General features: G+C 28.4%; 26 protein-coding genes. 21 read left to right on the forward strand and 5 right to left on the reverse strand.

Translation table 11 applies throughout. From position 1 onward, the window contains the following. Positions 1-19 precede the first annotated feature (19 nt). Positions 20-568 (reverse strand): permease, encoded by a 549-nt coding sequence (locus tag B3630_RS13590; protein WP_346899040.1) that lies wholly within the window; start codon positions 566-568, stop codon positions 20-22. Continuing rightward, entirely contained in the window at positions 565-1,050 is a 486-nt protein-coding gene (locus B3630_RS13595; RefSeq protein WP_346899042.1) for a permease, read from the reverse strand. The genes B3630_RS13590 and B3630_RS13595 overlap by 4 nt, the downstream gene beginning before the upstream one ends. Before the next feature lie 147 nt (positions 1,051-1,197). Between B3630_RS13595 and B3630_RS13600 the strand changes: the two genes are divergently transcribed. Next, the gene (locus B3630_RS13600; protein WP_346899044.1) at positions 1,198-1,812 is read left to right on the forward strand and encodes a DUF488 domain-containing protein; all 615 of its coding nucleotides are present in this window, start codon (positions 1,198-1,200) and stop codon (positions 1,810-1,812) included. A gap of 105 nt (positions 1,813-1,917) precedes the next feature. On the opposite strand, the gene B3630_RS13605 is transcribed toward B3630_RS13600, so the two are convergent. Continuing rightward, positions 1,918-2,385 carry a DMT family transporter gene (locus tag B3630_RS13605; RefSeq protein ID WP_346899046.1) on the reverse strand — a complete coding sequence of 156 codons (468 nt, stop codon included), beginning with the start codon at positions 2,383-2,385 and terminating at the stop codon, positions 1,918-1,920. Positions 2,386-2,443: 58 nt separating this feature from the next. Beyond that, positions 2,444-2,869: a DMT family transporter gene (locus B3630_RS13610; RefSeq protein WP_346899048.1), complete on the reverse strand. Its 426-nt coding sequence runs from the start codon at positions 2,867-2,869 to the stop codon at positions 2,444-2,446. 149 nt (positions 2,870-3,018) lie between these two features. Between B3630_RS13610 and yeiL the strand changes: the two genes are divergently transcribed. The 4 genes from yeiL to B3630_RS13630 all read left to right on the forward strand — a co-directional run bounded on the left by yeiL (position 3,019) and on the right by B3630_RS13630 (position 8,879). Beyond that, complete coding sequence (yeiL, locus tag B3630_RS13615) at positions 3,019-3,699, forward strand: transcriptional regulator YeiL (RefSeq protein ID WP_346899050.1); 681 nt, start codon at positions 3,019-3,021, stop codon at positions 3,697-3,699. Between the two features lie 490 nt (positions 3,700-4,189). Then, the gene (rsgA, locus tag B3630_RS13620) at positions 4,190-5,164 is read left to right on the forward strand and encodes a ribosome small subunit-dependent GTPase A (protein ID WP_346899052.1); all 975 of its coding nucleotides are present in this window, start codon (positions 4,190-4,192) and stop codon (positions 5,162-5,164) included. A gap of 204 nt (positions 5,165-5,368) precedes the next feature. Further along, a complete protein-coding gene (locus tag B3630_RS13625; protein ID WP_346899054.1) occupies positions 5,369-6,733 on the forward strand; it encodes an MATE family efflux transporter in 1,365 nt (454 codons plus the stop codon). Between the two features lie 52 nt (positions 6,734-6,785). Beyond that, the gene (locus B3630_RS13630) at positions 6,786-8,879 is read left to right on the forward strand and encodes a diguanylate cyclase (RefSeq protein ID WP_346899056.1); all 2,094 of its coding nucleotides are present in this window, start codon (positions 6,786-6,788) and stop codon (positions 8,877-8,879) included. 97 nt (positions 8,880-8,976) lie between these two features. Here the strand turns inward: B3630_RS13630 and B3630_RS13635 are convergent, their stop codons facing one another. Beyond that, positions 8,977-9,885, reverse strand: coding sequence for a patatin-like phospholipase family protein (locus B3630_RS13635; protein ID WP_346871437.1), 909 nt, complete (start codon positions 9,883-9,885; stop codon positions 8,977-8,979). A gap of 357 nt (positions 9,886-10,242) precedes the next feature. Here B3630_RS13635 and B3630_RS13640 point away from each other — a divergent pair, with 357 nt between their 5' ends. The 16 genes from B3630_RS13640 to gcvT all read left to right on the forward strand — a co-directional run bounded on the left by B3630_RS13640 (position 10,243) and on the right by gcvT (position 24,312). After that, positions 10,243-10,896 carry a pentapeptide repeat-containing protein gene (locus B3630_RS13640; RefSeq protein ID WP_346899058.1) on the forward strand — a complete coding sequence of 218 codons (654 nt, stop codon included), beginning with the start codon at positions 10,243-10,245 and terminating at the stop codon, positions 10,894-10,896. A 65-nt stretch (positions 10,897-10,961) separates the two neighbouring features. After that, positions 10,962-11,735 (forward strand): peroxide stress protein YaaA, encoded by a 774-nt coding sequence (yaaA, locus tag B3630_RS13645; RefSeq protein WP_346899060.1) that lies wholly within the window; start codon positions 10,962-10,964, stop codon positions 11,733-11,735. A gap of 162 nt (positions 11,736-11,897) precedes the next feature. Further along, positions 11,898-12,803, forward strand: a complete 906-nt coding sequence (locus tag B3630_RS13650) for an alpha/beta hydrolase (protein WP_346899062.1) — start codon at positions 11,898-11,900, stop codon at positions 12,801-12,803. A gap of 64 nt (positions 12,804-12,867) precedes the next feature. Next, positions 12,868-13,818, forward strand: coding sequence for a patatin-like phospholipase family protein (locus tag B3630_RS13655; protein ID WP_346899064.1), 951 nt, complete (start codon positions 12,868-12,870; stop codon positions 13,816-13,818). Positions 13,819-13,968: 150 nt separating this feature from the next. After that, a complete protein-coding gene (locus B3630_RS13660) occupies positions 13,969-14,247 on the forward strand; it encodes a chorismate mutase (RefSeq protein WP_346899066.1) in 279 nt (92 codons plus the stop codon). 37 nt (positions 14,248-14,284) lie between these two features. After that, positions 14,285-15,097 (forward strand): shikimate dehydrogenase, encoded by an 813-nt coding sequence (aroE, locus tag B3630_RS13665; protein WP_346899068.1) that lies wholly within the window; start codon positions 14,285-14,287, stop codon positions 15,095-15,097. An 18-nt stretch (positions 15,098-15,115) separates the two neighbouring features. Further along, positions 15,116-15,559: a type II 3-dehydroquinate dehydratase gene (aroQ, locus tag B3630_RS13670; RefSeq protein ID WP_346871444.1), complete on the forward strand. Its 444-nt coding sequence runs from the start codon at positions 15,116-15,118 to the stop codon at positions 15,557-15,559. A gap of 52 nt (positions 15,560-15,611) precedes the next feature. Continuing rightward, positions 15,612-15,890 (forward strand): hypothetical protein, encoded by a 279-nt coding sequence (locus B3630_RS13675; protein ID WP_346899070.1) that lies wholly within the window; start codon positions 15,612-15,614, stop codon positions 15,888-15,890. 532 nt (positions 15,891-16,422) lie between these two features. Then, positions 16,423-16,962 carry a helix-turn-helix domain-containing protein gene (locus B3630_RS13680; RefSeq protein ID WP_035130168.1) on the forward strand — a complete coding sequence of 180 codons (540 nt, stop codon included), beginning with the start codon at positions 16,423-16,425 and terminating at the stop codon, positions 16,960-16,962. A gap of 64 nt (positions 16,963-17,026) precedes the next feature. Then, positions 17,027-18,076 (forward strand): spermidine/putrescine ABC transporter ATP-binding protein, encoded by a 1,050-nt coding sequence (potA, locus tag B3630_RS13685; RefSeq protein ID WP_346899072.1) that lies wholly within the window; start codon positions 17,027-17,029, stop codon positions 18,074-18,076. A 1-nt stretch (position 18,077) separates the two neighbouring features. After that, positions 18,078-18,911: an ABC transporter permease gene (locus tag B3630_RS13690; protein ID WP_346899074.1), complete on the forward strand. Its 834-nt coding sequence runs from the start codon at positions 18,078-18,080 to the stop codon at positions 18,909-18,911. Further along, positions 18,905-19,687: an ABC transporter permease gene (locus B3630_RS13695; protein ID WP_346899076.1), complete on the forward strand. Its 783-nt coding sequence runs from the start codon at positions 18,905-18,907 to the stop codon at positions 19,685-19,687. The genes B3630_RS13690 and B3630_RS13695 overlap by 7 nt, the downstream gene beginning before the upstream one ends. Positions 19,688-19,691: 4 nt before the next feature. Further along, a complete protein-coding gene (locus tag B3630_RS13700; RefSeq protein WP_346899078.1) occupies positions 19,692-20,741 on the forward strand; it encodes an ABC transporter substrate-binding protein in 1,050 nt (349 codons plus the stop codon). Positions 20,742-20,963: 222 nt separating this feature from the next. Further along, the gene (locus B3630_RS13705) at positions 20,964-22,391 is read left to right on the forward strand and encodes a potassium/proton antiporter (protein WP_346899080.1); all 1,428 of its coding nucleotides are present in this window, start codon (positions 20,964-20,966) and stop codon (positions 22,389-22,391) included. 90 nt (positions 22,392-22,481) lie between these two features. Next, positions 22,482-22,964, forward strand: coding sequence for a flavodoxin family protein (locus B3630_RS13710; RefSeq protein ID WP_346899082.1), 483 nt, complete (start codon positions 22,482-22,484; stop codon positions 22,962-22,964). 241 nt (positions 22,965-23,205) lie between these two features. Beyond that, positions 23,206-24,312: a glycine cleavage system aminomethyltransferase GcvT gene (gcvT, locus tag B3630_RS13715; protein ID WP_346899084.1), complete on the forward strand. Its 1,107-nt coding sequence runs from the start codon at positions 23,206-23,208 to the stop codon at positions 24,310-24,312. Positions 24,313-24,323: the final 11 nt, after the last annotated feature.

Here is a 24,323-nt window from a genome sequence, read left to right on the forward strand (position 1 = left end):
TAGCTCCTTAATTTTTTACCTATACTTCTTCAGTATTATAACGTAAATATAGATTATCTAAAGCTTCTTTTCCCATAAACCTTTCAACTAGGTATCCCATAACAATTACTCCAGGCACATCAATTATTAGTCTTGATAGGGTAAAGACATAACCTATAGCGGAAATTTCGAAGAGTAATGTAGAGATTTTAGTAACGCACCAAGCGTTCATAAAAATAATAATATTACTAAATTTAACTCCTTTTTTTAAAAGCACTGCAGTAAAAGGAAAGGCAGCATACATAGGTCCGGCAGCTATAGAGCCAATAAGAATAGCAATTAAAACACCAGTAAATCCAGAATCTTTACCCATGTATTTCAATAATGCTTCCCTAGGAACCCACACATCAATAAGTCCTAGAAGAATCATAATAGGTGGAAGTACGGATAACATCTGCATAAAGCTAGATTGAGCATTAATAAAGCTTTTAGCTCCTAAGTCCCAATTAAAGACGAATACTAAGATAAGGATTACTAAACTTAAAAGGAAAAAGGAATATCGCTTTAGAAATTTAAAAAGTTTAATCAAAATAAAGTCACCACCTTTCCAATAAAGAAAGCTACTACAAAGGAAAAGACAAAGGCTATAAAATTTCTAAGAAAGGCAGCTTTTTTACTTATATATTTTGACTCTAAGCTATATGTCATGATACCAACCATGGTTAGAGTAGAAATTAAAGCTCCCACCTGTGGATAACCGGCTCCATTTTCAAGTAGTGTATTACCTAAAGAAAAGGCTACAAAGGTTGGCATCATAGTTATGGAACCAATAATAGAAGAAAGAATAACTCCTAAAAAACCAGAATTAGAACCGATTAATTTTGATATGGTGGTTGTATCTACAATAGAAAGGAAAATTCCTACAGTGATAATGATGCCTAGAAATTGAGGCATTATGTTTTCAAAGGATTTAAGGGAAATTTTAAGAGCTTTAATAGTTTTCTTCTTATCTTTAATTAAAGAAATAAGAAGTAGCACTAAAGCTAAAGTGTATAGAATAACACCTGTCATAACATCACTTCCAATAACTCTATAAAATCATATTATGCTCATAAATTTGTGAGGTTACATAATTATAGTATAATAAGTATTATCAAGGGTATGAAAAGAGAAGAGTGATGAATAATATAGATTATACTAATAAAGGAAGAAAAAATTATGAAAATATTTACAATAGGACATTCTAATTATACTGTAGAGAAGTTAATTCACATGCTAAGACATTATAACATTGACTGTGTAGTAGATATTAGAGGAACTCCTTATTCAAAGTATAATACTCAATTTGACAAGGAAACAATAAGGAAAACTTTAAAAAAGGAAGGCTTTATTTATATCTATATGGCTAAAGAGTTAGCTGCTAAGAGAGAAAATAAGATATCATATTATGATGAAGGGTATTCAGATTTCGAGAAGGTAGTATATGAAGAAGATTTTATGAAAGGTATTGAAAGGTTAAAGGAAGGCTGTGAAAAAGGATATAGGATAGCATTATTAGGTGCGATGCAAGATCCTATAAGATGTCATAGAAGCATCTTAGTGGGAAGGGCTTTAAGAGATCATGGATTCACTGTAGGACATATATTAGACGATTATTCTCTAGCTTCTCAGGAAGATATGGAAAGAAATCTATTAGATAAATATTTTAGTGATAGAGATCAAATTACTATAGATAATATCCTTGGAACTGCACCTACAGAGGAAGAATTAATAGAAGAAGGATATCGATTAGCCAATAAAGAAATCGGATATCGGATTGAACATTTAAAATAAAAGGATATCTATGAAATAATTCAAGTCCAGGCGTAAGGAATTTTTATTATTAATTACTTATACTTGGACTTATTATTGATGAATAATTTGGATGTATTCATTTGCCTATGCTTTGAGCATTTCATTTCCATCACAAGTAGTGTCATTTTTATCTACTATAAGATTATATGCCAATCCTATAAGAACTAAAATACCTCCAATAACTTTTCCTGTAGATGCTTTACCTAAGGTTATATAGTCAATTACTATACCCATAAACAATTGTCCAATAAATATAAAGAGAGTTAGATAAAAAGAAGATATTCTCGGAGTCATATAATTTGAAATAACTATGGTTATAACTCCTAGAAGTCCTCCTAAATATGCTAAGAAGGGTATTGTTCTAAAGCTACTAAAGGATGAAGGAAAGGTTTCTTTGCTGAATAGGAGAAATACTACTGAGAAAAACAGTCCAACTACATAGTTAAAAAAGGTCCCTTGAAATATACCGATTTTCTCTGCTAATTTAGAATTTATAGTCCTACCTATAACAATAGTTACACCAGCTAAAATAGAAATTATAATATATATCATTATTTATCCTTAATAAGGTTATAGAATAAATAACCTTATTAAAGTTCACCTCCTATCATTATTTAAAAATAGTCATGATTATTATACCTATAATCATAATTGATAAACCTATGAACTTCTTACCGTTAAATTTAATCTTTTTCATTCCAAGTAATCCATAGTTATCTATGATAATAGAAGAAATTGCTTGACCAAGTAATCCTAGAGAAATGCTTAAAGAAGCACCAAGAGCCATAAAACTTATATTACTAAAAAGCACTGTAAATACTCCAACGGCTCCAGCACTGTACCATAAAATAGGAATACCTTTTTGAATTTTTAATTTTGACTTAGTAGCAAATAATACAGTAATAATAGTAATTAAACCTACTATGTGAATGAGTACACTAGAAGAATAATTACCAATAGTGCTTGATAAGGTTCCATTAAACACAAGCATTACTGAAATTAATGCTCCTATAAATATAGAAATAAAAATATTCATGACAATCCCCCTTTTAGTTACATATTGAATTTATCATAAAGTAGTTGAGAAGTATTATGACATATGTCATAGTTGTATTAAGAAAGTATTTAAGATGAGAAATGATTTTAATAAATATTTATATGATTGATATGATTTAGGAGAAAAATATGAAGAAAATAAATAACCCAGAACTTATGAATACATATATAAATAAATACAATATTCATGATATCTTTACCAGTGATATGAGAGAATATATGGAATTATTTCACTTTAAGAGGAATGAATATTTATGTAAGGAAGATGAGCCTATAGATTATTTATTTTTTTTTGTAGAAGGGAAGGCTAAAGTATACATTAGTTTAAAAAATGGTAAATCGCTCTTAATATGCTTTTGCTATCCACTTATGGTACTAGGAGAGTTAGAACTAATCAATTTTACAAAGGCAACTACAAATATGGAAGTTATAGAGGATTCTTATTGTATTGGCTTATCTTTTAAAAAGGTAAGAGAAAAACTACTTAATGATGCTAAGTTTCTAAGATTTATATGCAGTTCCTTGGGAAATAAAATGGACACTTCATCTAGAAATGGATCAATCAACTTATTATATCCACTGGAAAACAGATTAGCAAGCTATATAATGGCAACAAGGGAAGAAGGAAATAGAGTTGTATTTAATGAAACATTAACAGAAATTGCTGAATTGCTAGGAACTAGCTATAGACATCTATTAAGGACTATAAATAATTTAATAAAAATAGAAGTATTAAAAAAAGACAATTATGGATATGAAATTATTAATGAAGAAATACTTAGTAGTTTAGCTGTGGATTTATATAAATAGGTAATAAAGATGGATATATAAATATTTCTAATTATATAAAATTCTAAAATAAAAAATATTTATAGGAATTTGTCATTTAATTATTTACAAATATGTATATTTGATGTATACTTAATATATGTATTGATATTATAAATATATAAATGGAATTTGAGAGGAGTTGTTGTATTATGATGAACAGAGAAAAATTAGTATTAGATGAAGTATATACAGCCGCTCCAAATTTAAGATTTAAATGTTAGTTTAAGTAGATTAATAATTATATTCAGTTTAAAACCTTAGAAGTATAATAAGATTATAATCCTAATTTTATAACTATATTTAATTTGAACTTATGCCTTGGAGTAGCTTAATCCAAGGTTTTTTTTGTATGCAAAAATAAAGCTTTTTAACCAGTAAGATTATTATAAAAAAGCTAAAGTGCATAAGTTCAACATTTTATTAAGTGAAAATAAATTAAATTATAAAGTTAGAAAGAGGGATTATATAGGTGAGAGAAAATAATATAAATGAATATTCAATTGGAAGAGTATATGCTCAGCATAGAAATTTATACAAGATAATAACTGAAAAGGGAGAAATATCAGCTACCCTATCAGGTAAGTTACAATATGAATTGATTAATAAAAAGGATTATCCAGTTGTAGGGGATTGGGTTAATTATGAAGAGCTTGGTCATGGAGAAGGAATAATACATCAGATTCAAGAAAGAAAAACTCTTATTTGTAGAAAGGTAGCAGGAGTTAAAAGTGAACAACAGGCTTTAGCTGCAAATATAGATAAGATTTTTATAACAATGTCTTTAAATAATAATTTTAACCTAAGAAGGTTAGAAAGATATATTAATATAGCATGGGATAGTGGTGCTACACCTGTTATCTTATTAACTAAATTGGATTTATGTGAGGATTTAGAAGATAAATTATTATCATTAGATCAGGTGGCATTAGGGATAGATAAGATAAGTGTAAGTTCTTTAACTGGTGAAGGTGTAGAGGTAGTAAGAAATATTATAAAAAGCGATGATACTGTAGTTTTTATTGGGTCTTCAGGGGTTGGAAAATCTACTATAATAAATAAGTTATTAGAAAAAGAAGTACAGATTACCAAGGAAGTTGACGAATATGACAAAGGAAGGCATACTACAACCCATAGAGAGTTGTTTGTGTTGCCAACAGGAGGAGCCATAATAGACACTCCAGGAATGAGAGAACTTCAGCTAAGTCAGGGAGATGTAGAATCCACCTTTAAGGATATAGAGGATCTTGCATTGAAGTGTCACTTTTCTGATTGTAAGCATAAAAGTGAACCTAAATGTGCTGTTCAACAAGCTATTGAAAGAGGAGAATTATCTAAGGAGAGATTTATAAGTTATGAGAAAATAAAAAAAGAAATAGCTAATGAAGAAAAACGTAGAAGGGCTAAAGAGAGAATAAATGAAAGAAAAGCTAGAATGAGAAGATAGGTAAAAACATGCATCTTAGAAATTGATAAAAATTTCTAAGAGCATAAATAATTTTATTAATATATTCATGATAAAGAAATTAGCATTAATATATTTATTATTCTGAAATAATCATGCACATTTGTAGAAATATGTATGGTTATTTTATATATGAAATATGTTATAATTATTTTATTAAATTGGATTAATACGGAGAATATATATATGAAGATAACTACAGATAAGAAATTTTACAGATTACTTTTTAGTATATCAATACCCATAGCTATACAGAACTTAATTACTTTTGCAGTAAGTATGATAGATACCTTAATGGTAGGATCTTTAGGGGAAGTCCAATTATCATCAGTAGCGTTAGCAAATAATTTATTTTTTATTTTGATGATTCTACTTTTTGGACTAGCTAGTGGCTCAAATATTATGATATCTCAATATTGGGGCAAGAAAGATGTAAATTCTATTCATAAGATACTTGCAATTATGTATAGAGTTTGTACCGTTATAATAATTATATTTATATCCATAGCAGCACTATTACCAACACAGTTTATGAGTATATTTTCTAATGATATAGCTGTTATACAAGGTGGGGCTAGCTATCTTAGAATAGTCTGCATAGGATACATATTCTATGGTTTAACAAACTGTACAATAATGATGCTTCGTTCTGTAAAAACAGTAAAAATTTCAATGTTAGTATATAGTGTGTCATTGTTGGTAAATGCTTTTTTTAACTGGGTATTTATTTTTGGAAAATTTGGATTCCCAGCCTTAGGCATAAGAGGAGCAGCCATTGCTACCGTTATGGCAAGAATCACAGAATTTATAATAGTTATAATATTTATGATTTACTTTGAGAAGAAGATAAAATTACGACCTAAGCATCTATTAAAGGTGGATAAGGTTATATTGAAGGATTATGTATCTACATGTACACCAGTATTATTTAATGAGTTGCTTTGGTCTACAGGCTCATCTATGATTTCAGTTATTGTAGCAAAAATGGGAACAAGTACAGTAGCAGCCAATAGTATAAATGGAGTTGCACAACAGTTTGTAACAGTGTTTATATTTGGATTATCTAATGCTGCAGCTGTTATTATTGGTAATACCATAGGTGAGGGTAAAAAGAACAAAGCTATGGAATATGCCTTTACAATAGGTGTTTTTAGTGTAATTACAGGGCTTATTGCCAGCGGAATAATATATATTATTAAGCCTATAATAGTGAACTTCTACAATGTTCCACAAAGTACAAAGGCTATAGCTATGGAAATCATGAGTGTAACCTCTATTATTGTTATATTCCAAGCTTTGGGAAGTAATATGATGATGGGAGTTCTAAGAGGTGGAGGAGACGCAAGATTTGTATTGGTAAATGATATTTTGTTTATGTGGTGTGTAGCCATCCCAGGTGGATTCATAGCGGTAGATTTATTAGGGCTACCAATAGTAGCTGTATTTTTTATAATTAGATGTGATGAGATAATAAAATCTTTGGTTAGTATAGTGAGAGTAAGTAGTGGGAAATGGGTGAGAGATGTTACAAGAGATTTTGGCATAGAATAAGAGGAGTAATTAATACCTTATAGCACAATAAAAATAGGGGGTTATGAAATCTATGTACAAATATTCAAAAGAAGATGTACTAAATAGGCTTAAGGAAGATTCAAGTTACATAGACCAATTTATAGAGTATGTTAACGAACAGCTAGTAATTAACCTAGAGAATACTAAAAGTATATTAGATGAAGGTTTAAAAATATGTACTGAAAATGAAAATATAAGAGGATTAGCTTGGTGTAGTGGAACTATAGGGTGGTATTTTAATTATTCAGGTACATATGAAAAAGGAGTACAGTGGTTATTAAAAGCTAATATACTATTTCAAAGTATAAGTGATGAAAAAGGGAAATTATATGTATCAAATGGTCTTATGAGTGCCTACTTTCAATTAGGATTATGTGAATTGAGTACAAAATGGGGAAAGATTGCTTTGAAAATAGCAAAAGAAATAAAAAATGATAAGTTTTTTTTTGTAATATTAAATAATATTTGTGTTAATTATTTAAATTTAAAAAAATATAATGAGGCTAAAAAAATTATAGATTCATTGCAAGACATACCTTATGATTATAATGATAATTTTAAAACAAATATGTATCAAGTTATTGCTGAAATTGAATGTGAACTTGGTAATTTAGAAAAGGCTATGAATTTTATTAATGAATCTATTGAAATTGGAGAAAAGCTGAATTATGAAATTATAAGAAGTGAAGCTTTAAGGATAAGGGGAAAAATTAATTTTAAGGCTGGTAATCAAAAGGAAGCAGAAAAAGATTATTTAGCTGCATTAGAGCATGCCACAAAGAAGGATTATTATGAAGTTCAAGCTAGCATATTAGAGTCTTGGGCTCAGAGTGATATAATTAATAATAAATATGTTGAAGCTATTAATAAACTAATAAGGGCATTAGAAATATCTGAAAAAAATAAATGCGTACTAATTAGTAGGAATATATATAAGCAACTGTATTCATCTAACAAAGAGATTAATAAATATAAGGAAGCATTAAAGTATTATGAGAAGTATGTTGAAATAAATGATGAATTGAACTGTATAACTAGTGAATTAAGTCTTGCTGATTTAGAAAATGAAAAGAATAAACAAGAAGCAGCTATATTTAAGTCGTTATATGATGATATTAAAGTAATATCAACTATAGGTCAAAAAATAACTTCAGATCTTAATTTTGAGAATATATTAGAAAATATACATAAGGAAATATCAATGATTATGGATGCAGAAGTGGTGGGTGTTTCTACCCTTAAGGAATCAGAAGGGGTTTTAGATTATGCACTATTTATAGATAGAGGAAATAGGCTAAATTTAAGTAATGTTAATGTAGAATATGAGACTAGCATAGGAGCTTATTGTGCTAGAAACAGAAGCACTATTTTAATTAATGATTTGTATAAAGAGTACAAGAAATATGTACCAGACCTTAATATAGAATTAAATAGTGATGATACTCAATCAGCTATGTATTGTCCTTTGATTTTAGAGAATAAAGTTAGAGGTTTTTTAAATGTACAAAGCTATAAGAAAAATGCATATACAGAAAATGATTTAAATAAATTAAAGATATTAGCATCCTATGTTGCTATAGCTTTAGAAAATTCTTGTCTTTATAATAGAACTAAATACTTCTCTTCTCATGATTTTTTAACAGGATTACTGTCTAGAATGGAAATTTTTGAAAAAGGAAAAAAAATATTTAAGGAGTGTGCAAGAGAAAGAAAGAAGTTAGCAGTTATAATGATAGATATTGATGATTTTAAATTAATCAATGATAAATATGGACATAGTTATGGAGACGGTGTATTAAAAATGGTTGGAGGCATAATTGAAAATAATGTTAAAAATCATGGAATTGCAGGGAGATATGGTGGGGAAGAATTTTTAGTGATTTTACAAGGCATAAGTGAAAGAAAGATTTATTCAATCTGTGACAGTATAAGAACATCAATTGAAAGAGCTAATATATATTATGGAGAAAAATCTAAATTAAAAGTGACATCTAGCCTAGGTATATTTATGTATTCAGGTAAAGAGAAGAATATAGATCAATGTATTAATTTTGCCGATGAAGCACTATATATAGCTAAAGCGGAAGGAAAAAATAAACTTGTTAAGTATGAAAATTATTCTTAATTATATAAAGTTAATTAATTACAAAATGTATATAAAAAATAAAAAAGTTATTCTATAATCATTATAGAATAACTTTTTATATCAAATAAATTTTGTACTAACGTAAAAAATGATTTTCTATAAATTTAAAGGTATCTGAAAGGTCTAGATTGTCCACAGCATTTTTAAGTAATGGAACTTTTGAATAGTCATCAAGAGGAATTTTATATTTAAGTATAGGATTTATTCTAAAGTAATTTGGACCGATAAGCTCTTTACAATATAAGTCTTCTAGTGGTGTATCATTTAGTAGTATTGAAACCAAAGGTGTTTTAACATTACATTTCGGCCTGAGCATCCATTGGAGAGCACCCCAAGAAGATGTATCTGATTTTATCTGGTTAAGTGTGGAGCCGGTACCAATAGATAATATACGAAAATCAGATAGTGAATGTTTAGGTTTAAGGAGCTTCATTACGGAAATCATAGAGGCAGCTGTAGGATTATTTACAATTACACCTCCATCTATAAAGTTCTTGTATGAAGGGAAATAAGTAGGAGCGGCAGAGCTAGCTAAAGCTACATCTACAACTTTAGATGTGTATGTCGAACCACGAGAAAGGTTATTAAAAAATACAGATTGCCAGTTATCAGATGAAAAACCTTTTACATTAAAGGAGGGGATGAATACATATTTTTTAAGATCCCCAAGGGTAAGCTCTTCTGTAAATACAGATAATATGACTTCTCTTAAGTTTTTATTATTAAATTTAGGTCTGAAAAGGTTAAGATGAGAAGGATAAAATATACTTTTTACAGTCTCATAGTTGTATAAGTTATCAACATAATTTCCATCCTTTCCAGAAGCTAGAGCTAAGGCTATTAAAGCACCTGTAGAAGTACCAGCAAATAAGTTTGTATACTTTAAAATATCAGGATATTTATTATAAATGCGTTTTAATATACGCGTGGATAGAGCACCACGAATTCCTCCACCATCAAATACAATAATTCTAAATGTAGACATTAGACACCTCCATTGTAGCTTATATGATTATTATATTAATGATTATATAGGTATGTGAATAGGTTATTATCTGTTTTAAAATATCTTTAACTTATGAAGCAGCTAAGAACTCTGTTTATCCGATGACTACCAGCTCTAATACTCCATCTTTTTCAAAGTGGTAGTATAAAGACCTGCTGTGTCCCTGGATAACGATTTCTAAGCATCATAGAAGCTAAGAACTCTGTTTATAAAGGTTTTTGAGATTACCTGGGGAATATTTAAATATGCTAGATAATAATCAGATTAAATGAAAATAGTGAAGGATGGTGAAAATTAGGCTATGTTAATTATATATAGTACATAGCTAGAAGAAATATGGAAGAGAGAAAAGTAAAAAATGTATTATTACCTAAAATTACAGCAATAAATGAAGAGGTATATTCTTTAGAAAAGAATATAAATGATGAAGACTATTTTAATAATGTAATGATACTTAATTGCGACATAAGTAATGATCGTGCATCACATGTTGAATTCTCGGAAGTTATATTTAAAAATGTAGATTTTAGAAATGTAAAATTTACTCATATTGAATTGATAGATGTAAAGTTTGAAAACTGTGATTTATCAAATTCTAATTTCAATAATGGAATTCTGCATAGGGTAGAAATGATAAACTGTAAGCTTATAGGTATAGACTTGACAGATACAAATATTCAAAATGTCACATTAAATCAGTGTAACGGTGACTATAGTAACATATCTTTCTCTACTCTTAAAAATGTGAACTTTATAGATTCATCATTTAATAATGTGATTTTTGAAAATAGTAAGTTTAATAAAGTAAACTTTGAAAATGTGAACATGAGACAAATTGATATATCTAAGGCTATGGTGAAAGGTGTTGATTTTAGAAATAGTGATATAGAAGGACTTATTGGAGATGTAAGAGATTTATATGGAATAGTAGTTACTCCAATGCAAGCACTATCACTTTCGAGAATTTTAGGGATTGTAATTAAGGAATAGATATATTAAAGAGACTGACAAAGTAATGAATTTTAATTAGGATATTTAAAGTTAGGAGAAAACATATGATAACAATAATATCATCAGCTAAATCTTTAGATTTTGAAAAAGAAATATTTATAGATGAAAGTACCGAACCTGTATTTATAGATGAAGTAAGAGAATTAGTAGATATAATTAAAAATTACAATGTAGAAGAAATAGCTAAGATAATGAAAATTAGTAATAAGTTATCAAAGGTAAATTATAATAGATTTCAATGCTTTTATGACAAACAAGTAAATACTAAACAGGCTATTTTTGTCTTTAGAGGGGAAGTATATAGAGCTATAAATCCTTTTGAATATGACAGAGCAAACATAGAGTTTGCGCAAAATCACATTAGGATTTTATCAGGTTTATTTGGGGTTTTAAGACCTTTAGATAATATAAAAGAATATCGGTTAGAGATGGCTACAAAGTTAAGAGGTATACCTGAAGAAGATTTATATAAATTTTGGACAAAAAAGATTACTCAAAATATAGTTCATGATTTAAATCTTAAAGAAGATAAGACAATTTTAAATTTGGCCTCTCTGGAGTATTCTAAATCCATCGATAAAAGTAAGCTAGGTACTATTAATATTTATGATGTTGAATTTAAAGAAAATATAGAAGGAAAATATAAGATTATAGTAACATATGCTAAGAGAGCTAGGGGGTTTATGGTAAGTTATATTGTTAAAAATAATATAGATAATATAGAAGGTTTAAAGAATTTTAAAGAAGAAGGTTATTGTTATAATAAAGAATTAAGTAGCAATACTAAATTAGTTTTTACTAGAGAAAAAATTCTTTAGGTATATGACTTTAGTATTAAATAATGTGACATTGTAAAAGAAATTAAAGGTGCATTAATTATAAAAAGTAGGGGATTACTAAAATATATAAAATAAAAACTTGTATTTAAAATACGAGTTTTTTTATTTTAAAACATTATAAGATGATAATAGGAGCAAATTATGATAATAGCTAATATATTAATTATAATGACAGTACTTTTTATAATATTTATTAAAACTATAGATTGTTTATTTTATTATTCTACTCTTGGTAAAAAGCGTGATAAGATAGAAACCTTTAATAGTCTTTACACCATGGGATTATATTCTATTGATGAGTATGAAAAGTTAAATTTGGAAGAGCTAATTGTACAAAGCAAAGATGGATATAAGTTGAAAGGATATTATCTAAACTGTAATTTACCTTCAAAAAAAATAATAATAATATTGCACGGATACTTGGTTGGCCACTACAGGTCTTGCCAATATATAAAGTTTTTTATAAAAGAAGGATTTAATATTCTTTTAGTAGATCAAAGAGGTCATGGTAATAGTGAAGGAACTTATGCTACCTATGGAAGATATGAGTGTGAAGACTTAGATTTATGGGTAAGCTGTATAAGACAAAAAGTTGGGGAGAAATGTTTTATAGGTGTACATGGACATTCTATGGGAGGTGCTACAGGTCTTATGTATTCAGTTTTAGGAAAGAATAAAATAGATTTTATAATATCGGAATCAGCTTATGCAAATGCAATAGAGGTTATAAAAAGAAAGTTAAATAAATACAAGATTCCTTTTTTCCCTTTCTATAATCTCACTAATCATAAAATAAAAAAAGTATGTGGCTTCTCTTTAGAAGAAATAAGTCCAATGGATATGGTAAAGGAAAGCAAAGTACCAATTATGTTCATTCATGGAGATGAAGATGAATTAATTCCATGTTATATGTCCATAGAAATGTATGAAATTAAAAAGGGAATAAAAAGCTTATGTATAATTCCAAGAGCTAAGCATAATACTTGTTATGCCACTAATCAAGAGAAATATGAAAATGAAGTAAAAAACTTTCTTAAAATGATATAATAATAAAAAGTGACTAATAAATATTATAAAATCAAGATAATATTTTAATGGGGGATGAAGGGGAATGAGAGTAGGGTTAGTATTATCTGGTGGAGGCGGAAAAGGAGCTTATGAGATAGGAGTATGGAAAGCTATAAAAGAGTTAAATATAGATAAATACATAAAAATAGTTTCAGGTACTTCTATAGGTGCTATAAATGCAGCTTTATTTGCTCAAGATGATTTTGAAGAAGCGAAGAAAATGTGGCAAGAAGTTACAATAGAGAAGTTGTTACCAGTAAATAATAAAGTCCTAATGAGGAAAGGCGTAACCCTCGCTATTGGTAGTAGAAATATGAATTTAGTAAAAAAGTATATGACAAAGAAGTTAGAGCAGGGTGATATTCCTAGGGATGGAGCTAAGGAGATTATAGAGAAATATATAAATATTGATAAATTAAAAAAGTCAAATAAAATATGTTATGTATCATGTACTGAAATGCCAGAGTTCTCTGCTAAATATTTTAAAATAAATGACTATGAAGAAGAAAAGGCTAGAAGTATATTATTAGCAACGGCTTGCCTTCCTATGATATATGAAAGTGAAGAAATTGGTGGAAAGACATATTTAGATGGTGGACTAGTAGATAATACTCCTATAAAACCAGTATATGAAGAAGGGTGTGATATAATAATAGCTGTACTATTATCTAAGGAAGCTAAAATAAGAAGAGAAGATTTTCCAAATGCAAAAATCATAGAACTAATTCCTTCGGACATAGAAACAAAAATATTAGATGGATTATTAAATCTAGATGAAGAGTCTAAAAACAAGAGAATTCAAGGAGGTTACTATGATACTAAAAATCTTTTAGAACCTATTTTTGAAATGGCAAGATATCAATTAAAAGAAGAATTAGAAAGACAGGCTATGGACAAGGAATTACAAGAACTTGAAGAAAAAAATAAGGAAAGTTGGATATCTAGAAATACAAAAAGAATAAAGAGAAAACTTGGAATAAATAAATTTAAATAAATATTATGTAAAGTAAAAATATATAGATAAAAAAGTAGATTCCTATAGGAGTCTATTTATTTTTAGTGGAAATAATATATAAATAAGTGTTATTATATATTAGTAAATTCAATTAATGTATATAGATAATTTAGAAAAGGGTGAATTGAAGTGAATGAAATAGAGCAATGTAGAAAAGAAATCGATGAGATTGATAAAGAACTTATAAATCTATTTGAGAGAAGAATGGATGTTGTTATAAGAGTAGCTAATTATAAAGAAGAAAATGATTTACCAATATATGATGAGGAAAGAGAATCAAAGATTATTAAAAAAAATGTAGACAATTTAAAAAATAAGAACTATGATTTATTAGCAAGAAGATTTTTCTTAAGTATAATGGAGTTAAGTAGAAGCTTACAAGAGATCATTATAAAAAAGCATAAGTAAAGTTATTTAAATTAATCATATATAAAGGAGTAATGTTATGGAATTTTACGGCATACTAGGTGAGAAATTAGGACATAGCTTATCACCGAGAATACATAAGATAATATTTCAGGCTATGGAAGTAGAAGGTGCATACAAACTATTTGAAATACCTAAAGGAAATTTAGAAAAATTCATAGATGCACTTAAACTTTTAAAAATTAAAGGAGCCAGTGTAACTATTCCTTACAAGGAAGAAATTATTAAGTATTTAGATGAGATATCACCAGAAGCACAAAGAATAGGTGCTGTTAATACAATATCGCTAGAGGATAATAAACTATATGGTTATAACACAGATTACTATGGCTTTGGATATATGTTAAAGGTACATAATGTTAAGATACAAGACTCAATAGCTATAATTTTGGGAAATGGTGGAGCTACAAAGGCTGCTGTGTGTTATTTATTAGACAATGGAGCTGAAAATGTTTATATAGTAAGTAGGACACCAGAAAAAAATAAGGGAATAAATCATGAAAAAGTTCGCCTAATAAGTTATGAGCAATTAAAAGAAATTCAAGGAGATATGATAATTAATACAACTCCAGTAGGTATGTTTCCTAATGAAGATGCCACTCCTGTTAATGATACTATCATAAGTAACTTTCAAACAGTTGTAGATATAGTATATAACCCATCTGAGACAAAATTTTTATTAAAGGGAAAAGAATTAGGAAAAAAAGTTGTAGGGGGATTATCTATGCTCATAGGACAAGGCGTAAAAGCACAGGAAATATGGCAAAAGAATTCTATTGATGATCAAGCAATTAAAGATATATATGAAATTTTAAATAGAGAGTTTAGTTAATTATAAGAGGTGATTGCTATGAAAATTATGGTTATAAATGGACCTAACCTAAATTTTTTGGGCATAAGGGAAAAACATATATATGGCTCAAAAAGCTTTGAGAAGATTGAAAATTACATAAAGGAATGCTCTAAATCATTAGGACATGATATAGAGATGTTACAAAGCAATATAGAGGGGGAAATTATTAACTTCATTCAAAGGGCATACTATGAAAAATATGATGGAATAATAATTAATCCAGGTGCCTTTACCCACTATAGCTATGCAATATATGATGCTATAAAAAGTGTAAACATAGATACTGTGGAAGTTCATTTATCACAGATTTATGATAGAGAAGATTTTAGACAAAAATCAGTTACAGCTCCAGCCTGTATAGGCCAGATATGTGGTTTTGGAGAATATGGATATATAATGGCTATAAATGCTCTAGAAAATAAAATGAAGATTTCTAGCTAAAGTAGGTTATAATACTAATTAAACATTTGTAACCTAGGAGGAAGGAAAACTTATGAATGAGCTTAATAATAGGATAATAGACATCTATACAAGTCTTGATGAAAGTGGAGTTAGATTTTATTATGAGGATGATATTAACCCTTTTAGCGAAATAAAAGAATTGAATTCTTGTAATGAAAAATACCTATGGTTCACAACTGAGGGAGAGAATGAAGTTAAAGTATCCTTAGAAGATTTCAGAGTATATCATTCAAAGGAAAATATTAATCTTTATGATTGGGTTGAAATAAGAGAATTTGATAGGCTTTTAGAAGAATTAGGTGATATTTAGTATAATCAAATGAAAAATAAACAACTAAGGTGTTATNNATAACACCTTAGTTGTTTATTATTTTTTTAATTTATAAATTGTGGATAAAATAAAGTAAATTTTCAGAAAAAAGGTGGATAATCTAAGATTTATCCACTTAGTGTTAATTATATTGTGGATAGAATTGTGGAAAATGTTAGTATTTACATTATTTTACAAAATATATAGTGTTTATTGTGGTTATAAAATATTTTTTTAAAATAGTTAAAGCAAATTGTTTTTCTAGTATTTAGTTGAAGGTTAGTACAATTAATACTAGGAAGTTTTTATTATGGAATATACTTAGTATTACTAAACATGAAGAATATTAATATAAACATATTTTCATAAACATAAGGTATATTCAAGGATTTATTATGAAAAAAAATCATAAAAATATAAAAAAATTTAATAAATCTATTGATTTATTAATAAAAAAAATATAGAATAATATTGTTTGTTTAGTAAATGTAAACTTAAGGTTTAGTATAATACATAAGATTGAGGTGGAATCGTGCAAATTGGAGAGAAGATTAAAAGTCTTAGAATAGAAAAACAGTTAACACAAGAAGAACTTGCAAATAGATGTGAATTATCCAAGGGGTTCATCTCACAAATTGAGAATGATCTCACATCTCCATCTATTGCAACACTTATGGACATTCTTCAGATACTAGGCACAAATTTAAATGAATTCTTTAGCGAGAAGATTAATGAAAGAGTCAAGTTTACAAATGATGATATGTTTGAAACTGAGGATGAAGATCTAAAGTATAGATTAAAGTGGCTCGTACCAGATGCTCAAAAAAATCAGATGGAGCCTATAATGCTCACATTAGAACCAAATGGGAAATACAAAGAAGAAACTCCTCATGAGGGAGAGGAATTTGGACTTGTGCTTCATGGCATTGTAAACCTGCATTTAGGAGATAAGGTATATAAAATACGTAAGGGAGAAAGCTTTTATTTTAAGCCGAAGTCTAATCATTACATTTCAAATACAGGAAAAACTGAGGCAACAGTAATATGGGTAAGTACACCACCGTCATTTTAAGTAGACAGATTTAATAAGGTTACTCAAAGAGTATAATTAGCATTATATTATAAAAGAGGTGTTTATGTTGGGTGATAATATAATTGAAATTAAAGGTATATCTAAGACCTTTGAAGACAACAAAGTTTTAGACAATATAACTTTAGGTATAAAAAAGAATGAGTTTATAACATTACTTGGTCCAAGTGGTTGTGGTAAAACTACTACATTAAAAATCTTAGCAGGTTTTGAAACTTGCGGTGAAGGTGAAGTTATATTTGAAGATAAGAAAATCAATGACTTACCTCCATATGAAAGACAGATTAATACAGTGTTTCAAAAATACGCACTATTTCCTCACATGAACGTATATGAAAACATAGCTTTTGGATTAAAAATAAAGAAACTTTCCAAAAGTGAAATTGATAAAAAAGTAAATGAAGTTTTGAAATTAGTAGATCTTAAGGGCTTTGAAAAAAGAAAAATTGAATCTCTAAGTGGTGGTCAGCAACAAAGAGTAGCTATAGCAAGAGCTATTGTTAATGAACCAAAGGTATTACTTCTTGATGAGCCTTTAGGTGCTCTTGACTTAAAGCTTAGAAAAGAAATGCAAATAGAGCTTAAAAGAATACAAAAGCAATTGGGAATTACTTTTGTATTTGTAACTCACGATCAAGAAGAAGCACTAACTATGTCTGATACTGTGGTAGTAATGAACAAGGGAGTGATTCAACAAATGGGTACTCCAGAAGATATATATAATGAACCTGAGAATAAGTTTGTAGCTAGGTTTATAGGAGAAAGCAATATTACAGACGGAATAATGTTAGAAGACTTTAAGGTTAAATTCTGTGGATGTATATTTGAATGTGTTGATAAAGGCTTTGATAAAGATGAAGATATAGATGTGGTAATAAGACCAGAGGATATAAAAATAGTAAATAAAGAAGAAGGAAACTTAAAAGGGATAGTAAAATCTTCTGTGTTTAAAGGAGTTCACTATGAATTAGAAGTAGAGGAAGAGAGTATGAATTTTATTCTTCATAATACTAAAAACTTTTCTATAGGTACAGAAATAGGAATGGATATTTATCCAGAAGATATTCACATAATGAAAAAGTCAGGAGAAGCGTAGAATGAAAAAGAAATCATATTTAGCTTATCCTTATGTATTATGGAGTTCCTTGTTTATAATAGTACCTCTTCTTCTAATAGTATTTTTTAGTTTTACAGAAAAAGTGAGTGGGAGCTATCAATTCTCTATAAATAATTTTAAAAGATTAATGGATCCTTTATATATAAAGGTATTTACAAGATCTATTAGCTTAGCCTTACAATCAACAATTTTATGTTTAGTAATGGGATATCCCATTGCTTATATGATATCAAGAAAACCAGAACATAAACGTGGAATGCTTATAATGTTATTTATTCTTCCAATGTGGATGAATTTCTTGCTTAGAACCTATGCATGGCTTGCAATTCTAGGAAAGAATGGTTTGCTTAATAACTTACTTAATATCATTGGGCTAAACTCAGTAGATATATTATATACAAATAGTGCAGTACTTCTTGGAATGGTATATAACTTTCTTCCATTTATGGTACTACCAATATATACATCTCTATTAAAGATGGATCAAGATTTAGTTAATGCTGCTTATGATTTGGGAGCTGGAAAAATTACAGCTTTTATGAAGATAATTTTTCCCTTAAGTATACCAGGAGTTATCTCAGGAATAACTATGGTATTTATGCCAGCGGTATCTACCTTTGTAATCTCGCAACTTTTAGGTGGTGGAAAGCACATGCTCATAGGTAATTTAATTGAGCAGCAGTTTACTTCTGTTGGAGATTGGAACTTTGGTTCTGCAATATCTATCCTTATGATGATATTAATTTTATTAGCTATGCGATTAACCTCTAAGTTTTCAGATGATGAAAAAGGAGGAGGTAGAGTATTATGGTAAAAGCAAAAAAAATATTTTCTAATATATATTTGATTTTAATATTTATATTTTTATATGCTCCTATTTTTGCTCTAGCACTATTTTCTTTTAATGATTCAAAATCTATGGCAAGATGGCAAGGGTTTACTTTTAAGTGGTATCAGCAATTGTTTCATAATGATAGAATAATTTCAGCTTTAATAACTACTGTAGTAGTAGCAATATTGGCATCTGCAATAGCTACAGTCATAGGAACAATAAGTGCTATAGGAATAGACAGAATGAGAGGGCCTAAAAAGGCAATGCTTCTCAATATAAACTATCTACCTGTATTAAATCCAGATATAGTAACAGCAATAGGTCTTATGATACTTTTTATATTTTTTAATATAAAGTTAGGTTTTTTAACTATGTTACTTGCGCACATAACTTTTAATATACCGTATGTAGTTTTATCTGTATTGCCAAAGTTAAAACAGCTTCCAGATAATGTAGAAGAAGCTGCTATGGATTTAGGTGCAAAACCTATGTATACCCTTAGAAAGGTGATACTTCCACAGATAAAACCAGGTATAGTTTCAGGCTTTTTAATTGCCTTTACTATGTCTATAGATGACTTTATTATAAGCTTTTTTAACACTGGAAATGGAGTAACTAACTTATCGATTGAGGTTTATTCTATGGCAAAGAGAGGTATTAAACCAGAGATTAATGCACTGACTACATTAATGTTTATAACAGTATTAATACTATTATTATTATCTAACAAAAAGCAAGCAATGGTAGGGAAGGAGTAATAAGATGAAAAGATTAAAGAAAATTATAGCTCTAGTATGTACAGGAGTAATGGTTACAGCTATGCTTACAGGTTGTGGGACAAAATCTTCTGATGATGTTTTAAATATTTATAACGTAGGAGATTATATAGATGAATCCCTAATAGAAAAATTTGAAGAAGAAACTGGTATAAAGGTAGTATATGAAACCTACGATACCAATGAAATCATGTATCAAAAGATAAAGAGTGGTGGATCAAAATATGATTTAATAGTTCCATCAGATTATATGATTGAAAAGATGAAGGATGAGAAATTAATCCAGAAGATAGATTATTCTAATATTCCTAATTATAAAAATATAGATGAAAGCTTTAAAAAGCCTAGCTATGATGAAAATGATGAATATAGTGTACCTTATTTCTGGGGAACTTTTGGTATTTTGTATAACAAAAATATGGTAAGTGATCCTGTAGACAGTTGGGATATTTTATGGAATGAGAAATACTCTGGAGAAATCCTAATGCTTGATTCAGTTAGAGATACTATGGCTATTGCCTTAATGAAGTTAGGATATTCTCAAAATAGCATAAATGAAAAAGAACTAGATAAAGCTAAGGTCGAATTAATAGCTCAAAGGCCTTTAGTTCGTGCTTATGTTAATGATGAAGGTAAAGATAGACTTTTAGGAGAAGAAGCTGCTATGGGAATAGTTTATTCTGGAGATGCAGTAACTCTTATGGACCAAAATGAAAATCTAGCTTATGGAATTCCTAAAACAGGTACTAATAAATGGGTAGATGCACTATGCATACCAACAGATGCGGAAAATAAAGATTATGCAGAGAAATTTATAAACTTTATGTTAGAGCCGGAAAATGCTGTCAAAAACATAGATTATATAGGATATTCTACACCAAATAAAGCAGCTCTTGAAATGCTTTCACAAGACGTTAAATCTAACTCAGTAGCTTATCCAGATAAGACTCTTCTTGATAAATGTGAATCATTCATAGACCTTGGTAACAACATTAAACTTTATGATGAAAGATGGATTGAAATAAAATCTAAATAGTATAAAAATAGTAGCTAACCTATTTATGGTAAGCTATTATTTTTTTATACCATAATGAAGATTCATTAAAAATTTTGTTAAATTTAATAGATTTTACACAAATATAATTTGATTAGTAAGGAAGTTTTATGTATCGAATACAATTTTATTGTATAATATATATAAGAATATCTAAAATTAAAAAAATTAATTATAATAAGCAATATAAATTTAGGAGGTAATATGCTTGAGTTAATGATTATATGTGGATTAGTATTACTAATTTGTATAACATCCAGTAAAGTATTATATAAGTTTGGTGTACCAATGCTACTTATATTCATCATTTTAGGAATGTTATTTGGCTCAGATGGTGTAGTAGGAATATATTTTGATAATTATGAGCTTACAAGAGAATTATGTTCCTTTGGTTTGGTATTTATAATGTTCTATGGTGGGTTTGGTACCAATTGGAAAGAAGCTAAACCTGTTGCAAGAGAATCTATTTTAATGTCTACATTTGGGGTAATAATCACATCGGGATTGACAGGATTATTCTGTTATTTTGTCCTTAAAACAAGTCTTTTAGAAGGGCTGCTAATAGGTTCCATAGTTGGGTCTACAGATGCAGCATCAGTATTTTCTATATTACGTTCACAGAAATTAAACTTAAAAGGAGAAATTGCTTCTATACTAGAGGTTGAAAGTGGAAGTAATGACCCTATTGCATATATGCTAACATTAATAGTGTTAACATTAATGAATAATGGGGGTATCAGCTCAATAGCACCTATAGTAATTGGACAAATAATTTTTGGTATATTAATTGGGGTGATATTATCTAAACTAACGGTTTATATAATGAGAAATGCAAATTTTGAAGTAGATGGATTTTATACAATATTTATAACGGCAATTGCTATTTTATCTTATGCATTAAGTGAATGGGTAGGGGGTAATGGATATTTAAGTGTTTATATAGCTGGTATTATTATTGGAAATAGCAAAATTCCACACAAGAGAAGTTTAGTTCATTTCTTTGATGGAGTATCATGGATAATGCAAATTATGCTATTTTTTGTATTAGGTTTATTAGCATTTCCTTCTGAATTACCAAGTGTTATAGGAAGCTCTATATTAATATCAATATTTATGATAATAATTGCACGTCCAATCGCAACCTTTGGTGTTTTAAGTTGGTTTAAGATACCATTTAAACAACAGTTGTTTGTTTCTTGGGTAGGATTAAGAGGAGCAGCTTCAATTGTTTTTGCAATATATGCAATAACATCAGGGATACCATTAGAAAATGATATATTTCATATAATATTTTTTATAGCTTTATTATCAGTAGCTATTCAAGGAACATTAATTCCTAAAGTAGCTAGAAAGCTAGATTTAGTAGATGATACAAAAACAGTATTAAAAACATTTACCGACTATCAAGAAGATAGGTCTACAACATTAATAGAGTATAATGTTGATTCTGATAATAATTGGAAAGATAAGACTATAATGGAAGCGGACATTCCAGAGGAGATACTTATTGTTATGATAAAAAGAGATAATGAAATAATAGTTCCAAAAGGATCTACACTAATTAAGCAAGGTGATATATTAGTTTTAAGTGGAAACAATATAGAATATTTATTAGAAAAAAATATTGGTTAATAAATTTTGTGGAAAGTGGCTATGAAATATTTTAGCCACTTTAAATGCTTATAACTTAACAGAATGAATATTTTAGTAAGGAGTGAAAAAATGAAGAGTTTAATAGTTTTTTATTCATTAGAAGGTCATACCAAGCTTATTGCAAATATTATTAGAGATGAATTGGGATGTGACATCTTGGAACTGAAACCAGAAAAAGAAATTCCTAAAAGAGGATTTCGAAAGTTTTTATGGGGTGGAAAGAGTGTAATATTTAAGGAAAAACCAAAGTTAAAAAACAAAAATCCTGACTTGAAGGAATATGATACCATATTTATTGGAACACCTATTTGGGCTAGCGGTTATGCACCACCAGTAAATACTTTTATTTCTGACAATGAAATAAAGGGGAAAAATGTTTTAATTTTTGCTTCTCATGCTGGTGGAGGTGCAGAAAAGTGTTTTAAAAAATTACAAGGTATTTTAAAAGAAAATAATATAATTGGAACAGTTGATTTGGTAGATTCTAGCGATGAAAAAGAAAAGCGGGAAAAAGTGAAAAACTGGTTATATAACAGTGAAGTATTCAAGTAATTTCACTGATTTTATCAATGTTTATTAGATGGTTAAATAAAAGTCATAATTATAATTATGACTTTTATTTTATTACTTAAAATGATATAAAATTTACGATTAGTATCAGTATTAAAAAGTATTAAAAAGTTATGAATCATTTTATTCTTAAATATTGTATTTTGAGTAAAATATTGCATATAAATAAATTAGAGTTATAATAGACTTATATACATTATTTTTAATTTAAGGAGGGAGTTAATTGGACAATTTAAAAGTTACTCCTTTAAGAGGAGAATATGAGAAGAATGGTGGAAAAATTGTAGAGTTTGCTGGGTATGAATTACCTACTCAATTTAGGGGAATTCTACATGAACATGAAACCGTAAGAGAAAGAGCAGGTTTGTTTGATGTTTCTCATATGGGGGAAGTACTAGTAAAGGGAAGGGATGCTGAAAAATTTGTTAATTACCTTTTAACAAATGATGTAAAAACACTTAAAAATGGGGATGTTATATACAGTTTCATGTGTTATCCTAATGGTGGCGTTGTAGATGACTTACTAGCTTATAAATTTTCAGAAGATTATTATTATTTAGTTGTAAATGCAAGCAATAAAGAAAAAGACTTTAAATGGATGTTAGATAACAAAGGTAATTTTGAGGTAACCATTGAAGATATTTCTGATAGTATTGCTCAATTGGCACTTCAAGGACCAAAAGCTCAAGAGGTATTACAGAAATTAACACAACTTAATTTATCAGAGATAGGATTTTTCCAGTTTAAAGATGATATAGACATATGTAATAAAAAAGTTTTAATTTCAAGAACAGGATACACTGGTGAAGATGGCTTTGAAATATATGCAAAACCGGAGGATGTAGTAGTCTTGTGGAGAGAAATACTTATAGCAGGAGAAGATGAAGGAGTTGAACCTATTGGACTTGGTGCTAGAGATACACTAAGATTTGAAGCTACACTTCCATTGTATGGAAATGAAATGGATGAAACTATAACTCCATTAGAGATGGGTTTTGGATTTTTTGTGAAACTTAATAAAGAAAATTTTATTGGTAAAGATGTTTTAATAAAACAAAAGGAAAATGGAGTAACAAGAAAATTAGTAGGGTATGAATTGCTAGATAGAGGTATAGGAAGACATGGTTATATAGTAATTAAGGATAATAAAGAAATAGGACATGTAACCACTGGGTATATGTCTCCTACCTTAAACAAAACAATAGGATTTGCTTTGGTTGATGCTAAATATGCAGCATTGGGTACAGAAATCTTTATAAAAGTTAGAAATAAAGAGTTAAAGGCAATAGTTGTCAATAAAAAGTTTTATAGTAAAAAAACTCAAAAATAAGGGGGATTAAT

The organism is Clostridium sp. UBA7503 (genome assembly GCF_002477055.1).
GTDB lineage: Bacteria > Bacillota > Clostridia > Clostridiales > Clostridiaceae > Clostridium_J > Clostridium_J sulfidigenes.

Coding starts and splice junctions, on each gene's coding strand:
- B3630_RS13595 (WP_346899042.1), bottom strand. CDS start 1,050: ATGACAGGTGTTATTCTATACACTTTAGCTTTAGTGCTACTTCTTATT.
- B3630_RS13600 (WP_346899044.1), top strand. CDS start 1,198: ATGAAAATATTTACAATAGGACATTCTAATTATACTGTAGAGAAGTTA.
- B3630_RS13605 (WP_346899046.1), bottom strand. CDS start 2,385: ATGATATATATTATAATTTCTATTTTAGCTGGTGTAACTATTGTTATA.
- B3630_RS13610 (WP_346899048.1), bottom strand. CDS start 2,869: ATGAATATTTTTATTTCTATATTTATAGGAGCATTAATTTCAGTAATG.
- yeiL (WP_346899050.1), top strand. CDS start 3,019: ATGAAGAAAATAAATAACCCAGAACTTATGAATACATATATAAATAAA.
- B3630_RS13625 (WP_346899054.1), top strand. CDS start 5,369: ATGAAGATAACTACAGATAAGAAATTTTACAGATTACTTTTTAGTATA.
- B3630_RS13630 (WP_346899056.1), top strand. CDS start 6,786: ATGTACAAATATTCAAAAGAAGATGTACTAAATAGGCTTAAGGAAGAT.
- B3630_RS13635 (WP_346871437.1), bottom strand. CDS start 9,885: ATGTCTACATTTAGAATTATTGTATTTGATGGTGGAGGAATTCGTGGT.
- B3630_RS13640 (WP_346899058.1), top strand. CDS start 10,243: ATGGAAGAGAGAAAAGTAAAAAATGTATTATTACCTAAAATTACAGCA.
- yaaA (WP_346899060.1), top strand. CDS start 10,962: ATGATAACAATAATATCATCAGCTAAATCTTTAGATTTTGAAAAAGAA.
- B3630_RS13650 (WP_346899062.1), top strand. CDS start 11,898: ATGATAATAGCTAATATATTAATTATAATGACAGTACTTTTTATAATA.
- B3630_RS13655 (WP_346899064.1), top strand. CDS start 12,868: ATGAGAGTAGGGTTAGTATTATCTGGTGGAGGCGGAAAAGGAGCTTAT.
- aroE (WP_346899068.1), top strand. CDS start 14,285: ATGGAATTTTACGGCATACTAGGTGAGAAATTAGGACATAGCTTATCA.
- aroQ (WP_346871444.1), top strand. CDS start 15,116: ATGAAAATTATGGTTATAAATGGACCTAACCTAAATTTTTTGGGCATA.
- B3630_RS13675 (WP_346899070.1), top strand. CDS start 15,612: ATGAATGAGCTTAATAATAGGATAATAGACATCTATACAAGTCTTGAT.
- potA (WP_346899072.1), top strand. CDS start 17,027: ATGTTGGGTGATAATATAATTGAAATTAAAGGTATATCTAAGACCTTT.
- B3630_RS13690 (WP_346899074.1), top strand. CDS start 18,078: ATGAAAAAGAAATCATATTTAGCTTATCCTTATGTATTATGGAGTTCC.
- B3630_RS13695 (WP_346899076.1), top strand. CDS start 18,905: ATGGTAAAAGCAAAAAAAATATTTTCTAATATATATTTGATTTTAATA.
- B3630_RS13700 (WP_346899078.1), top strand. CDS start 19,692: ATGAAAAGATTAAAGAAAATTATAGCTCTAGTATGTACAGGAGTAATG.
- B3630_RS13705 (WP_346899080.1), top strand. CDS start 20,964: ATGCTTGAGTTAATGATTATATGTGGATTAGTATTACTAATTTGTATA.
- B3630_RS13710 (WP_346899082.1), top strand. CDS start 22,482: ATGAAGAGTTTAATAGTTTTTTATTCATTAGAAGGTCATACCAAGCTT.